This window comes from Pseudomonas abyssi, from assembly GCF_003444685.1.
Taxonomy (GTDB): domain Bacteria; phylum Pseudomonadota; class Gammaproteobacteria; order Pseudomonadales; family Pseudomonadaceae; genus Halopseudomonas; species Halopseudomonas abyssi.
Map to the genome: position 1 here is coordinate 83999 of NZ_LMAZ01000001.1, position 13185 is coordinate 97183.

Annotated in this window: 14 protein-coding genes and 1 other RNA gene; 7 read left to right on the top strand and 8 right to left on the bottom strand. The window is 61.9% G+C overall.

What is annotated here, in order from left to right; genetic code table 11:
* The first annotated feature begins 1 nt into the window (after position 1).
* The gene (locus ASB58_RS00405) at positions 2–637 is read left to right on the top strand and encodes a 2OG-Fe(II) oxygenase (RefSeq protein WP_118128959.1); all 636 of its coding nucleotides are present in this window, start codon (positions 2–4) and stop codon (positions 635–637) included.
* A 33-nt stretch (positions 638–670) separates the two neighbouring features.
* Positions 671–1144, top strand: coding sequence for a 2-thiouracil desulfurase family protein (locus ASB58_RS00410; RefSeq protein ID WP_118128960.1), 474 nt, complete (start codon positions 671–673; stop codon positions 1142–1144).
* A gap of 246 nt (positions 1145–1390) precedes the next feature.
* Here the strand turns inward: ASB58_RS00410 and serA are convergent, their stop codons facing one another.
* Positions 1391–2620, bottom strand: a complete 1230-nt coding sequence (gene serA, locus ASB58_RS00415; RefSeq protein ID WP_096003807.1) for a phosphoglycerate dehydrogenase — start codon at positions 2618–2620, stop codon at positions 1391–1393.
* Positions 2621–2795: 175 nt separating this feature from the next.
* On the opposite strand from serA, the gene ASB58_RS00420 reads away from it, so the two are divergent.
* From ASB58_RS00420 to ASB58_RS00430, 3 genes are all read left to right on the top strand, one after another.
* On the top strand, positions 2796–4187 hold the full coding sequence (locus tag ASB58_RS00420) for a D-2-hydroxyglutarate dehydrogenase (RefSeq protein ID WP_118128961.1): 1392 nt from the start codon (positions 2796–2798) through the stop codon (positions 4185–4187).
* Between the two features lie 120 nt (positions 4188–4307).
* Complete coding sequence (locus tag ASB58_RS00425; RefSeq protein ID WP_118128962.1) at positions 4308–4976, top strand: fumarylacetoacetate hydrolase family protein; 669 nt, start codon at positions 4308–4310, stop codon at positions 4974–4976.
* Positions 4977–5028: 52 nt separating this feature from the next.
* Positions 5029–5922: an SdiA-regulated domain-containing protein gene (locus ASB58_RS00430; RefSeq protein ID WP_118128963.1), complete on the top strand. Its 894-nt coding sequence runs from the start codon at positions 5029–5031 to the stop codon at positions 5920–5922.
* A 19-nt stretch (positions 5923–5941) separates the two neighbouring features.
* Here ASB58_RS00430 and rpiA read toward each other — a convergent pair whose 3' ends face one another.
* The gene (gene rpiA / locus ASB58_RS00435; protein WP_118128964.1) at positions 5942–6616 is read right to left on the bottom strand and encodes a ribose-5-phosphate isomerase RpiA; all 675 of its coding nucleotides are present in this window, start codon (positions 6614–6616) and stop codon (positions 5942–5944) included.
* Positions 6617–6744: 128 nt separating this feature from the next.
* Here rpiA and ilvA point away from each other — a divergent pair, with 128 nt between their 5' ends.
* On the top strand, positions 6745–8259 hold the full coding sequence (gene ilvA, locus ASB58_RS00440) for a threonine ammonia-lyase, biosynthetic (RefSeq protein WP_096003812.1): 1515 nt from the start codon (positions 6745–6747) through the stop codon (positions 8257–8259).
* On the opposite strand, the gene ASB58_RS00445 is transcribed toward ilvA, so the two are convergent.
* From ASB58_RS00445 to ASB58_RS00470, 6 genes are all read right to left on the bottom strand, one after another.
* Positions 8247–10109 carry a diguanylate cyclase gene (locus ASB58_RS00445; protein ID WP_118128965.1) on the bottom strand — a complete coding sequence of 621 codons (1863 nt, stop codon included), beginning with the start codon at positions 10107–10109 and terminating at the stop codon, positions 8247–8249. The genes ilvA and ASB58_RS00445 overlap by 13 nt on opposite strands.
* A gap of 181 nt (positions 10110–10290) precedes the next feature.
* On the bottom strand, positions 10291–10746 hold the full coding sequence (locus tag ASB58_RS00450) for an EVE domain-containing protein (RefSeq protein WP_096003814.1): 456 nt from the start codon (positions 10744–10746) through the stop codon (positions 10291–10293).
* Between the two features lie 262 nt (positions 10747–11008).
* On the bottom strand, positions 11009–11596 hold the full coding sequence (locus ASB58_RS00455) for a 5-formyltetrahydrofolate cyclo-ligase (protein WP_118128966.1): 588 nt from the start codon (positions 11594–11596) through the stop codon (positions 11009–11011).
* Between the two features lie 7 nt (positions 11597–11603).
* Positions 11604–11781: non-coding RNA, 6S RNA (ssrS, locus tag ASB58_RS00460), on the bottom strand.
* Between the two features lie 71 nt (positions 11782–11852).
* On the bottom strand, positions 11853–12155 hold the full coding sequence (locus ASB58_RS00465; protein WP_065335685.1) for a cell division protein ZapA: 303 nt from the start codon (positions 12153–12155) through the stop codon (positions 11853–11855).
* Positions 12152–12361, bottom strand: a complete 210-nt coding sequence (locus tag ASB58_RS00470; protein WP_065335686.1) for a TIGR02449 family protein — start codon at positions 12359–12361, stop codon at positions 12152–12154. The genes ASB58_RS00465 and ASB58_RS00470 overlap by 4 nt, the downstream gene beginning before the upstream one ends.
* Before the next feature lie 245 nt (positions 12362–12606).
* Here ASB58_RS00470 and ASB58_RS00475 point away from each other — a divergent pair, with 245 nt between their 5' ends.
* Positions 12607–13179, top strand: a complete 573-nt coding sequence (locus tag ASB58_RS00475) for a UPF0149 family protein (protein WP_235827147.1) — start codon at positions 12607–12609, stop codon at positions 13177–13179.
* The last annotated feature ends 6 nt before the right edge of the window (positions 13180–13185 follow it).

Here is a 13185-nt window from a genome sequence, read left to right on the forward strand (position 1 = left end):
TATGCCCGAGTTCCCTTTGGTGCCGGCCCGTCGCTTCGTGAGCATGGCCGATGAGTTGGCCGAGCGCGGCTGGTCGGTACAGGAGCAATTGTTGCCTGAGCCTCTGGCGCAGGCGTTGGAGTCTGATTGTCGTGCCCTGTGGCAGCAGGATGACCTGAGCCCGGCCGCCATCGGGCGGGGTGACGGCCAGCTGGTGGCGCCTGGCATTCGTGGTGATTACACGCGCTGGCTGGATGACTGTCCGCAAACCTCCGCCGGTCGCACCTACCTGGCGCTGATGGACGGCGTGCGCGAAACCCTCAACCGCAGCCTGTTTCTGGGGCTGGATACCTTTGAGACCCACTATGCCTTGTACCCGCCGGGTGCAGGGTATCAGCGCCATCTCGACCGTTTTCAGGATAACCCGCTGCGTACCATCTCGGTGGTAAGCTACCTGAATACGGCCTGGCAGCCGGGTGATGGCGGTGAGCTTCGTCTTTACCTGCCGGACGGCGAGGTGGATGTGGCGCCTCGCGCCGGCACTGTCGTGGTCTTTACCAGTGCCGACATCGAGCACGAAGTGTTGGCTTCGCGCTTTGAGCGCGCCAGCCTGACCGGCTGGTTTCGCCGTCGCCCGGATAATCCGCTGCTGCGCTGACCCCCCAGTCGCGCAGCGTCGACAGGAGTTTGCGTGGAAAAAATTCTGGTCAGCGCCTGCCTGCTTGGGCAGCGCGTTCGCTATGACGGCGGCGGTTTTCAGCCGCTGCAACAGCTGCTGGCGTGGCAGGCGCAGGGGCGTCTGGTGGTCGTCTGTCCTGAAGTGGTGGGTGGATTACCAACGCCGCGCGCGCCGGCGGAAATTCCGGGCGGGCAGGGCGCGCTGGTACTGAACGGCGAACGGCCCGTGCGCACCGATCAGGGCGAGGATGTGACCGAGGCCTTTGTTCGCGGTGCCGGGCAGGCCGTGGCTCTGGTACGTCAGCACGGCATCCACTACGCGCTGCTCAAGGCGCGCAGCCCTTCCTGTGGCAATGTCGAAAATTACGATGGCAGCTTTTCTGGTGTGCGGGTCAGCGGTGAAGGGGTTACCGCGGCTGCGCTGCGGCAGGTGGGGGTGCGGGTTTTCAATGAAGAGCAGGTCGCTGAGCTGGCGGCGTTGCTTTGAGTTGGCCGCAGTCCATGAGCGGGGCTGTGCGGCGTAGCGAGCGAAAACCAGCAGGAGTGCAGGCACCAGAGGCGCGGACACGCCTTTGGCTTAGTCCGCCCTACCGCGCCGTGCCTTCTCAGAGCGGTTGATCGTGCTACCAGTCTTGGTTTTGGCAGCGAAACGCCCGGCGAGAATCCTGCTATTACGCGGAAAAAAGGGACGCAACCCTGTGGTTGCGCCCCTTTTTGCGTTGCTGCGAGCTGCTTAGAACAGTACGCGAACGCGGATGGTGCCTTTGACCTGCTGGATTTTCTCCAGTGCCAGGTCCGAGTACTCGGCGTCGACGTCGATGACGACGTAGCCGACTTTCTCGTTGGTCTGCAGGAACTGACCGCAGATGTTGATACCGTTGGCGGCGAACACCTGGTTGATCTCGCTCATGACGCCCGGCACGTTCTCGTGGATGTGCAGCAGGCGATGCTTGCCCGGGTGCGACGGCAGCGCCACTTCCGGGAAGTTGACCGACGTGATGGAGGTGCCGTTGTCGCTGTAACGTACCAGCTTCTCGGCGACTTCCAGACCGATGTTGGCTTGCGCTTCCATGGTCGAGCCGCCAATGTGCGGGGTCAGGATGCAGTTCTGGAACTCGCGCAGCGGGCTGACAAATTCTTCACCGTTGGCGCGTGGCTCAACCGGGAACACGTCGATAGCGGCGCCGCTCAGGTGCTTGTCGCCCAGTGCGGCGGCCAGCGCGTCGATGTCGACCACGGTGCCGCGGGCGGCGTTGATCAGGATGCCGCCCTGCTTCATGGTGCGGATTTCCTTCTCGCCGATCATCCATTTGGTCGCGGCGGTTTCCGGTACGTGCAGGGTGACGATGTCGGCTTCGGCCAGCAGTTCTGCCAGCGAGCCTACCTGCGTAGCATTACCCAGCGGCAACTTGGTCACCACATCGTAGAACAGTACCTGCATGCCCAGGCCTTCAGCCAGCACGGACAGCTGCGTACCGATCGAGCCGTAGCCGATGATGCCGAGCTTCTTGCCGCGGATCTCGAAGGAGCCCGTTGCGCTCTTGCTCCAGCCACCTTCGTGACAGGCAGCGTTCTTTTCCGGAATGCCGCGCAGCAGCAGGATTGCCTCGGCCAGCACCAGTTCGGCAACCGAGCGGGTGTTGGAGTAGGGGGCGTTGAATACGGCTACGCCACGACGCATGGCCGCGTCCAGGTCTACCTGGTTGGTGCCGATACAGAAGCAGCCAACCGCGACCAGTTTGTGCGCCTGCGCAAAGACCTCTTCGGTCAGTTGGGTGCGCGAGCGAATGCCGACGAAATGGGCGTCGGCAATGGACTCCTTCAGCTGCTCTTCAGGCAGCGAGCCGGTGTGGTACTCGATGTTGGTGTAACCGGCTGCCTTCAGTGTGTCAACGGCGGTCTGGTGTACGCCCTCGAGCAGCAGGAACTTGATCTTGCTTTTGTCCAGCGAGGTGTTGGCCATGGTGTGAGTTACCCGGGTGCTGATATCGGAAAGTCCGAGCAGGCCACTTTGGTCACAGATGACAGAAGGGGCCTGGTTCGGAAGTCGCGTATGCTAGCATAATCTGCCTTTTTTGATGCCCGTGAACGCATGAAATGTGTTCAGGCACTGCATGAATTCCCTTTGAGAGCTCGCCATGACCCCAGATGCTGTGATTGCAACCCTCAAGACACTGGTCGACCCGGACAAGGTGCGGGTGGACGCCGAGTCCCTCGACAATTGGGGCAAGGACTGGACCAAGCACTTTGCGCCGGCCCCTCTGGCGATTGTTTTTCCCAAGACGGTCGAGCAGGTGCAGGCGGTGGTGCGCTTTGCCAATGAGCAGAAGCTGGCGTTGGTGCCCTCTGGCGGTCGTACCGGTCTGTCGGCTGCTGCCGTGGCCGCCAACGGCGAGATCGTGGTGTCGTTCGATTACATGAATCAGATTGGCGAGTTCAATGCGTACGACCGCACCGTGGTCTGCCAGCCCGGCGTTGTCACCGCGCAGCTGCAGCAGTTTGCCGAGGAAAAGGGGCTGTACTACCCGGTGGACTTCGCTTCCGCCGGTTCCAGCCAGATTGGTGGCAATATCGGCACCAATGCCGGCGGTATCAAGGTGATTCGCTATGGTATGACCCGCAACTGGGTGGCCGGCCTGAAAGTCGTTACCGGCACCGGCGAGCTGCTGGAGCTGAACCGTGACCTGATCAAGAACGCCACCGGCTACGATCTGCGTCAGCTGTTTATCGGCGCCGAAGGCACGCTGGGTTTTGTGGTTGAGGCGACCATGCGTCTGGAACGCGCACCGAAGAACCTGACCGCGATGGTGCTGGGCACGCCGGACTTTGATTCGATCATGCCGGTGTTGCACGCCTTCCAAGACAAGCTGGATCTGACCGCCTTCGAGTTCTTCTCCGACAAGGCGATGGCCAAGATCATGGGCCGTGGCGATGTGCCCGCGCCGTTCGAAACCGAGTGCCCGTTCTACGCGCTGCTGGAGTTCGAGGCGATCAGCGAAGACATCGCCAACGACGCGCTGGCGACCTTCGAGCATTGCGTCGAACAGGGCTGGGTGCTCGATGGCGTCATGAGCCAGAGTCAGCAGCAGCTGGAAAACCTGTGGAAGCTGCGCGAGTTTATCTCCGAGACCATCTCCCACTGGACGCCCTACAAGAACGACATCTCCGTCACCGTCGGCAAGGTGCCGGCCTTCCTGCATGACATCGACAATATCGTTGGCGAGCATTACCCGGATTTCGAGATCGTCTGGTTCGGCCATATTGGCGATGGCAATTTGCACCTGAATATCCTCAAGCCGGAGAACCTGTCCAAGGACGAGTTCTTCGCCAAGTGCGCCACGGTCAACAAGTGGGTGTTCGAGATCGTCGAGAAGTACAACGGCTCGATCTCCGCCGAGCACGGTGTTGGCATGACCAAACGCGACTACCTGACCTACAGCCGCAGCCCGGCCGAGATTGCCGTGATGAGGTCGATCAAGGCGGTATTCGACCCCAACGGCATCATGAATCCGGGCAAGATATTTAACTGACAGCGGCAAGCGGCAAGCGGCAAGCGGCAAGCTTCAAGCAAAACCAAAAGCAAAGCCTCAAGCGAAAAGCGACAGGCGAAAGCAAAGCGGTATGTAACAGCCAGGGCGGGAGCAGGGTATATGACCTACCAGCATCAGTATGTGGACGGCAGTGTGATCGATCTGCCGATGGGCAAGGTGGTGTGTGTCGGGCGCAACTACGCCGAGCACGCCCGCGAACTGAACAACCCGGTGCCAACCGAGCCACTGCTGTTTATCAAGCCGGCCACCTCGGTAGTGCCAATGACGCCGCCGATCGAGCTGGTGCAGGGCCGTGGGCCGGTGCACTACGAAACCGAGATTGCCCTGCTGATCGGTGCGCCCTTGAGCGGCATGGTCAGTGAAGAAGAGGCAGAGGCGGCAATTGTTGGTGTTGGTCTGGCGCTCGACCTGACCCTGCGTGAATTGCAGGATCAGTTGAAGGGCAAGAGCCACCCGTGGGAGCGTGCCAAGTGCTTCGACGGTGCCTGCCCGCTGTCGCCCTTTGTGCCGAAAGCCGAGGCGGGTGATCTGCATGCGCTGGCCCTGCAACTGGATATCAACGGTGAGCGCCGCCAGTACGGCACGGCTGCCGAGATGATTACGCCGATTGTGGCGCTGCTGCGGCATATCGCTACCCAGTTCACTCTGCTGCCGGGGGACGTGGTGATCACCGGGACCCCTGCCGGTGTAGGAGTACTCAAGCCAAACGATGCGCTGAGTCTGGCGATCCCGGGCCGGTTGCAAATCGACACGCGTATCGCCGGATGAACCTGCGGCGCTGGCGCCGGTCCCAGCAGGGCTGTCAACGTCTGGAGCGCCGATGAAAAAGCTGCTGTTTGCCCTTGTTCTGCTGCTGGTGCTGGGCGGTGCCGTGCTCCATTACCTGCATTTGGACGTGCTCTGGTGGCACAGCTGGCGGATGCAGCAGGCGCCAGCGCATCATGACTCGCTCGCGCTGGACCGCTATCGCGTGGATATTCAGGCGCAACCCATCGAGGGGCTGGACGACGATGTGTCGGCCCTGACCTTCAATCCGCAGACCGGCACGCTGTTTGCGGTGCTTAACGGTGAGCCGCTGCTGGTCGAGCTGTCGGCTGAGGGCCAGTTGCTGCGCAAGGTGCGCATCAACGGTGTGCAGGACATGGAGGGGCTCACCTATGTGGCGGGAAGCCGCTTTGTTATCGCTGAGGAGCGCACCCAGCGGCTGATCGAGATCGAGATTGCCGATGACGCTACAGAGCTGGACGTCACTGGAGCGCCCAGCCTGACCATCGGGCTTGATCTCAATGGCAACAAGGGCTTTGAGGGCCTGTCCTGGGATCAGCGGCAGCAGCGTTTGCTGGTAGTCAAGGAGCGCGACCCGCTGCGCGTGCTGGCGGTCACCGGCTTTGTCAGCGCGCCGCCGGGCGCTCCGATCGCCATTCGTATCGAGGAACTGAAATCCCCTGACTCGCCTTGGTTGTTCATGCGCGACCTGTCTTCCCTGAGCCTGCACGATGACACCGGGCATCTGCTGCTGCTCAGCGACGAGTCAAACATGCTGGTCGAGTACGACGAAGACAGCCACCCTCGCAGTCTGCTGGGGTTGTGGCGCGGCATGCACGGCCTGGAGCACACGGTGCCACAGGCCGAAGGCTTGGCGATGGATGAGCAGCGGCGGCTGTATCTGGTCAGCGAGCCGAACCTGTTCTATCGCTTTGTGCCGGGTGAGTAGCGCGCCCGGGTCTGCTGCCTCAGCTGCGTTCGATGCTGCGTACACCCTGAGGCGTGCCCAGCAGCAGCACATCGGCCGGGCGGGCGGCGAACAGTCCGTTGCAGACCACACCGACAATGGCGTTGAGGTCGGCTTCCAGTTGCTTGGGGTTAACAATCGACATGTTGTAGACGTCGAGGATGACATTGCCGTTGTCGGTCACGCAGCCTTCACGGTAGACCGGGTCGCCACCGAGCTTGACGATTTCGCGGGCTACATGGCTGCGCGCCATCGGGATGACTTCGACCGGTAGCGGGAAGTTGCCGAGCACCGGTACCAGCTTGCTCTCATCGGCGATGCAGATGAAGGTGTCGGCAACCGCGGCAACGATTTTCTCGCGGGTCAGGGCTGCGCCGCCGCCCTTGATCAGCTCCAGGTTTTCGTTGCTTTCGTCGGCGCCGTCGACATAGAAGTCCAGCTGCGGCACGCCGTTGAGGTCGTAGACCGTGATGCCGTGGCTTTTCAGGCGCTCGGCAGTGGCTTCGGAGCTGGCGACGGCGCCGTCGAAGGCCAGCTTGTGTTTGGCCAGAGCGTCGATAAAGCAGTTGGCGGTGGAGCCGGTACCAACGCCGACAATGCTGTTTGCATCCAGATGCGGCAGTAGACGCTCAACGGCGGCCTGTCCTACCGCCTGTTTCATTTCGTCCTGGGTCATCTTGGCTCCTCATCGCGGGCTGTGCAAAAGCGCGATTATACGGTGCAGCACGGGGCGCGTGTAGTCGCGGGGGCTGTGATTCGCTAGACTTGCGCCTTTCCCATTTCCCCGATCAGTTGACCTCACCCATGCTGGAAACCTACGTCAAGAAGATCCTCTGCTCTCCGGTTTACGATGTGGCGGTGGAAACCCCGGTGCACCCCGCGCCCTTTCTCTCCGAGCGGCTGGGCAACAGCGTGCTGCTCAAGCGCGAAGACCTGCAGCCGGTGTTCTCCTTCAAGATTCGCGGTGCCTACAACAAGCTGGCGCAGTTGACCGACGAACAGCGTGCTTGCGGTGTGGTGGCGGCGTCTGCCGGCAACCATGCCCAGGGCCTGGCCTACGCTGCTCGTCATATGGGCGTGAAGGCGACTATCGTGATGCCGCGCACCACGCCCGAGATCAAGGTCAAGGCGGTGCGCGCACGCGGCGGCAAGGTGGTGTTGCACGGCGACGCCTTTGATGAGGCGCTGGCCTATTCGCAGAAGCTGGTTAAGGAAAAGGGCTTCGTCTATATCCACCCTTACGACGACCCGGACACCATTGCCGGTCAGGGTACCGTGGCAATGGAAATTCTGCGTCAGGTGCAGGGTCCGCTGAATGCGATCTTCGTCCCGGTCGGTGGGGGCGGCCTGATCGCCGGTATCGCCGCCTACGTAAAGTATCTGCGCCCGGACATCAAGGTGATCGGCGTCGAACCGCAGGATTCAGCCTGTCTGCAGGCCGCCATGGCCGCCGATGAGCGGGTGGTGCTCGGCCAGGTGGGGCTGTTTGCCGACGGCGTAGCGGTGGCGCAGATCGGTGAGCACACCTTCGAGGTCTGTCGCCGGTATGTTGATGAAGTGATTACCGTGACCACCGACGAGATGTGCGCCGCGATCAAGGATATTTACGACGATACCCGTTCCATCTGCGAGCCGGCGGGTTGCCTGGGCGTTGCCGGGATCAAGAAATATGTCGAGCGCGAGGGCTGCAGTGGTCAGGTGCTGGTGGCCATCGACTCCGGCGCCAACATCAACTTTGATCGTCTGCGTCATGTGGCCGAGCGTGCCGAGATCGGCGAGAAACGGGAAGCTCTGCTGGCGGTGACCATTCCGGAAAAGCCCGGCAGCTTCAAGCACTTCTGCGAAGCCATCGGCAAGCGCGCGATTACCGAGTTCAACTATCGCTATCACACCGGCAGCGAGGCGCACATCTTCGTGGGTGTGCAGACTCACCCTGAACTCGATCCGCGCGACAAGCTGGTCAGTCAACTGGCCGAAGATGGCTTTCCGGTGCTGGATCTGACCGACAACGAGCTGGCCAAACTGCATATTCGGCACATGGTCGGTGGGCACGCCGAGCACGTAACCGACGAACAGGTGTTTCGCTTCGAGTTTCCGGAGCGTCCGGGCGCGCTGTTCAACTTCCTCAACAAGCTGGGCGGGCGCTGGAATATCTCGATGTTCCACTACCGTAACCACGGCGCAGCCTATGGTCGCGTCGTCGCCGGCCTGCAGGTACCGGCAAGTGAGCGCCATCTGCTGCCGGCGGCGCTCGATGGCATCGGTTACCAGTACTGGGACGAAACCGATAACCCGGCCTACCGACTTTACCTGGGCTGAGCCTCTTCGGGCTTGCTCAGCTGCGAGCGGTTGCGTCCAGCGGCCTTGGCCTGGTAAAGCGCGGTGTCGGCCTGGTGGACCAGGTCGTGCGGGCTCCATTGCGGCTGGGGTATCAGGCTCGCAGCGCCGATGCTGACCGTCAGGCGTCCGTGCTCCACGGTGGTGTGCGGGTGGCGGATATTCAGCTTGGCGATGGCGTCATGAATCCGCTCGGCAACCTGCAGGCATTGGCTGGCGCCCGCGCCGGGCAGAATGACGGCAAACTCCTCCCCGCCGTAGCGGCATACGCAATCCCCTTCACGCATCAGGCAGCTGTTCAGCGCCGTGGCAACCTGTTGCAGCGCATCGTCCCCGGCCTGGTGCCCCAGCTCATCGTTGAAATGCTTGAAATGATCGACATCCAGCATCAGCAGTCCAAGCGGCGTTTGCTCCCGGCGTAGGCGTCGCCATTCGCTGATCAGCGTCTTGTCAAAGTAGCGCCGGTTGAACAGGCCGGTCAGTCCGTCCTGGTGGGATAGCTGCTGCAGGCGTGCCGCCAGCTGCAGCTGCTCACTGTTGTCGCGCCCCACGCAGATGAGGTAGTCCCGGCCCAGGCGGCGCAGGTGGCGCACACTGACTTCCAGCGGCCGATTCTGGCCATCGCGTCTTATCACCCGTTTCTGAAAGATGGCGTCGCCCTGGCTGTGAATCATGCTGCTCAGTTCTTCCAGCCACTTGATGGCACCCGGCATCACGTCATTGGGTGCTATGCGCAGGATCTCAAGCAGCTCTGCTTCGCTGTAGCCCAGACTTTGCCAGCAGGTACGGTTGAGATAGACGACCTCAAGCGGCTCCAGCCCGAGTATGAACAGGGCGTCGTGGCTGTGATCGGTCATATCGTGGATCAGTTTCAGGCGTGCCTGGTTGTGCTGCAGGCTTTCCTCGGTGTCCTGGCGACGCTTTACCTCGGCCTGCAGTTGATGATTACTGCGTGCCAGTTGCTGACTGCGCTGGGCGCCGCGCACAGTCAGTAATAGCGAGATGCACAGCAGCAGTGCGGCCAGCGCGCCGGAGACCACAACCATCAGCGGCAGGTGTGTGGTGGTGCTGGCGAGCAATTGATGAGTGGGCTGCATGACCAGCGCAAAATTGCTGTTGTCCGCCAGGGTGACCGGGCTGCTCACGCGCCACGGGGCCGCCTGATAGTCGCTCTCGGAGCGGTACAGTGCCACGCCTTGCTCCTCGAAGCGCAGGCTGCGATCTGCTGCCTGCAGCTCGCTGAGCAGATCGTTGATCAGAACTTCGACGCGAAAGATGCCCAGCAGAAAGCCGTCAAAGCGACGTACGTCGCCGCTGATGCGGTGCAGCGGTATGTAGTAGGCAAGCCCCAATCCGCCCTGCACCAGCTCGAAGGAGTTGCTCAAGCGCGGTTGGCCGCTGTCACGGGCCGCCAGCAGCAGCGGATAGTTGGGGTGATCGGGTTTATAGGTCAGGCCAATGGCGGCCTCGTTGCCATTCAGTGGTTCGATCCAGCGCATGCGAAAGCTGGCATCCATCCACTCGATGGCCTGAAAGTTGTGATAGTCGCGTAGCAGCTGGCTCGCGTTGCGGGTCCACAGGTCTCGGTTTTCGCGGTGCTGCGGCCAGCGTTCGGCGAGGCGCAGCAAGGTGGCGGCCTGCTGTTCGAAGCGGGTCTGAATCTGGTGGGCGAGGGCATCAGCCTCGATCTGCAGGCGGGCACGGGCTTGCTCTTGCTCCGCGTTCAGCAGCGCCTGCCACAGCAGATACAGCGCCAATGCCAGGATGCAGAATAATGCGAGAATCAGTCGCGGAAACTGTTTGATTGGCGCAGGTATGGCTGTAGCGGGCATGGCAGTTCTCTGGACGGCAGAGGCTGGGCTGTTGCTGTTCTGGCACCAGGTTGCAAGCAGCCTGCCCGGCCACCAGCAAAGCCTATACCTGCGTCACCACCCACCCCTGTGGCGGTTCTGCGTGTTGTCGCCCTGCCTCGTTAGCATAGTGATAGCACAGTGCTTGCAGCCAGGCCAGTGCTCAGCCGCGCGCAGCCGCCAACATAATCTGCCATTGGTCTGGTTTCACCGGCATGACCGACAGACGGTTGCCTCGCCGCAGCAGGGCCAGATCCTCCAGACCGGCCAGCTCGCGCAGCTGGTCGAGGCTGAACAGGCGCGGGAACTTTTCTTCGAAGGCGACGTCCACCGCGACCCAAGGAAGGCGATCCTCGCTGGCCCGGGCGTCGTGATACGGGTTGTTCGGGTCAAGCGCTGTGCGGTCAGGGTAGGGCGAGCTGGTGATGCGGCCGACGCCGGCCAGACCTGGCGGTTGGCAGCTGGAGTGATAGAAAAGAAAGCTGTCTCCGGGTTGCATCTCTCGCATGAAGTTGCGCGCCTGATAATTGCGTACTCCATCCCAGACGCCTTGCTGCAGGTGCTGCAGGTCGTCGATCGCGAAGGCGTCAGGCTCAGACTTGAGCAGCCAGTAGGCCATGATGTGTTCCCCGATTGTTGACAAGTTTGTGACAAAGGTGTAGGAAAACGGTTGATACGCAGCGACAATTAGTCTCATTCAGGGGGCGCTGCGCAATTCATATTATTAGATTGCCATTATCGTCAGGAGGCAACGCGTGCGACGCAAACCAGATTTGCTTTGGGTATTGGTTATTGTTTTCGGGTTGGGAGTGGTGACCACGGGGTATACCCAGAGTTACCTTGATCGCAGCGCTGAGACGCACATGCAGCGCGCGCCCTGATCAGGGCCTGCGATCGGTGACAACGGCGTCGAGTGGGATATCCCAGCTCGCGCCATCCAGATGTTCAACCTGTTGGCAGTGGTGCGCCAGGCCCAGTAGGCGAGGCCTGCGCGTGTGGGTGCGCCAGCGTCGCCAGGCGAAGGCCCGGTCATAGAAGCCGCCCCCCATGCCCAGACGGTTGCCCGCAGCATCAAACCCCACCAGGGGCAAAAACACCAGATCAAGACGCCAGGCCCTGGCTTGCAGGGCGCGCTGTGTCTGCGGCTCGCGGATGCCGAAGCGGTTGCGCTGCCAGCGCTGTCCTTTGACCAGGCGCTGAAAACGCATGGCTGTGGCGGGCCAGCGGCTGAGCACCGGCAGGTAGCAGTGTTTGCCCAGGCGCCGTGCGAGCCGCATCAGCGGAGCGGGGTCGATTTCACCGTCGTTGGCCAGATAAAAAGCGATATGCCGGGCGCGAATGAACCGCAGATCCTGTGCCATGGTGCGCTGCAGACGACGTGCAGCGGCACGTTGCTGGGCGCGGCTGAGGGCGCGGCGCCGCTGGCGCAGTTGACGGCGTAATTGGGTGCGGGAAACAGGCGGGTTCATGCTGAAAGGAGTCCCCAGAGTGCCGCTGCCGGGTTAGCCCTTGAACCCGAAAGTTCAAGGCGGAGATTACGGCGATACCTCAGGCTTTCCGTCATGCGGACGTGCACACTGGCACCGCGCGTAGTCCCCTGGTACAGGAGTATCGGCTCAGGGACATCTCCGGCTGGCCAACACCCCAGGGATGGGAGTCACTATACAGAAGTTTGTCGCTGACTTCGATGGCTGTCTGCTCTTGCCCGCTGCGCGCGGGCCGGGCTCAGCTCTGGTGCCCTTCCAGGGCCTGATCTAGGCGCTTGACCAGCTCGCTGATCTGGGCTTGTTGAGCACTCAGGTCGGCATTTTTCTGGTGGCTGCCTGTCAGCATGTCATGGCTGATGTTCAGCGCGGCCATGACGGCTATACGCTCGACGCCCACCACCTTGCCGCTGTTGCGGATGTCGCGCATGGTGGTGTCCAGGTGGCGCGCTGCCTGCTCCAGATTGGAGCGCTCTTCCGGCGGGCAGCTGACGCGATATTCCTTGTCGAGGATGTGCAGGGTGACGGTCAGGGGTTGGCTCATGAGTCGTGCTCCAGGGATTTGAGTCGCAGAATCATGGCTTCGACCTTCTGACGGGCCAAATCGTTCTTTTCAATTAACTGCAGGCGTTCATCGCGCCACAGACGCTCCTGCGCCTGCAGGTGCTGATTCTGCAGTTTCAGCTGGTCGCACAGATCAATCAGCTGGCTGATGCGCTGGGTCAGTGCCTGGATATCCAAATCGTCCATTGCCGCCATTCTGTCTTCCCGGGGGTTGAGCCACTATAGAGGCGCCCTGCAGGGTGGTCAAACCCGCAGCCGGTGGCTGCGTGGGGCGGTTGGTCTGCGCTGCATCAGCGGCCCGGGCGGTAGATTTAAACCGCTGCGCACAGGCACAATAGCCCCATTGGGTTCACCCGCTGCAACGCGGTGCCGGCGACAGCATACCTGTATCCGCGCCGCTCGGCAGCGACTGTTTTTCGTGGGAGCACCGCATGGCCTTGATGCACGCTGTATTTGACTATGACCGTTACGCGCAGATCTGCAGCGATCTGGCTGCCGTGGGTCGTCCGCCTGAGCTGCACGGCCACCTGGTCGGTCGTCTGAGCGCGGGTTCGCGCCTGGATCACACCACCTGGCTGAATGTTGCCCAGGAGTTGCTGGATGGGCGCGGCAGCCTGTCCGAGGCGGGTAAGGTAGCGCTGATCCAGCTCTACGATGCCAGTCTCGCCGAGCTGGCCGGTAGCGGCTTCAGCCTGACCTTGCTGCTGCCCGACGATGACGCCGGGATAGACCTGCGCACCGCCGCGCTGGGGCAATGGTGTGATGGCTTTCTGGCCGGCTTTGGCCTGGTCGAACGCAGCGCACAGCTGAGCGAGGAGGCTGATGGCGTGCTGCGTGATTTCGCCGCCATCGCGCAGGTACAGTCCGATCTGGATGATTCGGAAGGCAACGAGGTCGACTTCATGGAGGTCATGGAATACGTGCGCATGGCCACGCTGATGGTGTTCAGCGAATGTCAGAGCAATGATAAGCAACAGGACGCCCCGCCCGCCGCACTGCATTGATCGAGG

Excerpts from the sequence above, each read along its gene's own strand:
- ASB58_RS00405 (WP_118128959.1), top strand. The coding sequence starts at position 2 with ATGCCCGAGTTCCCTTTGGTGCCGGCCCGTCGCTTCGTGAGCATGGCC.
- serA (WP_096003807.1), bottom strand. The coding sequence starts at position 2,620 with ATGGCCAACACCTCGCTGGACAAAAGCAAGATCAAGTTCCTGCTGCTC.
- ASB58_RS00420 (WP_118128961.1), top strand. The coding sequence starts at position 2,796 with ATGACCCCAGATGCTGTGATTGCAACCCTCAAGACACTGGTCGACCCG.
- ASB58_RS00425 (WP_118128962.1), top strand. The coding sequence starts at position 4,308 with ATGACCTACCAGCATCAGTATGTGGACGGCAGTGTGATCGATCTGCCG.
- ASB58_RS00430 (WP_118128963.1), top strand. The coding sequence starts at position 5,029 with ATGAAAAAGCTGCTGTTTGCCCTTGTTCTGCTGCTGGTGCTGGGCGGT.
- rpiA (WP_118128964.1), bottom strand. The coding sequence starts at position 6,616 with ATGACCCAGGACGAAATGAAACAGGCGGTAGGACAGGCCGCCGTTGAG.
- ilvA (WP_096003812.1), top strand. The coding sequence starts at position 6,745 with ATGCTGGAAACCTACGTCAAGAAGATCCTCTGCTCTCCGGTTTACGAT.
- ASB58_RS00445 (WP_118128965.1), bottom strand. The coding sequence starts at position 10,109 with ATGCCCGCTACAGCCATACCTGCGCCAATCAAACAGTTTCCGCGACTG.
- ASB58_RS00450 (WP_096003814.1), bottom strand. The coding sequence starts at position 10,746 with ATGGCCTACTGGCTGCTCAAGTCTGAGCCTGACGCCTTCGCGATCGAC.
- ASB58_RS00455 (WP_118128966.1), bottom strand. The coding sequence starts at position 11,596 with ATGAACCCGCCTGTTTCCCGCACCCAATTACGCCGTCAACTGCGCCAG.
- ASB58_RS00465 (WP_065335685.1), bottom strand. The coding sequence starts at position 12,155 with ATGAGCCAACCCCTGACCGTCACCCTGCACATCCTCGACAAGGAATAT.
- ASB58_RS00470 (WP_065335686.1), bottom strand. The coding sequence starts at position 12,361 with ATGGACGATTTGGATATCCAGGCACTGACCCAGCGCATCAGCCAGCTG.
- ASB58_RS00475 (WP_235827147.1), top strand. The coding sequence starts at position 12,607 with ATGGCCTTGATGCACGCTGTATTTGACTATGACCGTTACGCGCAGATC.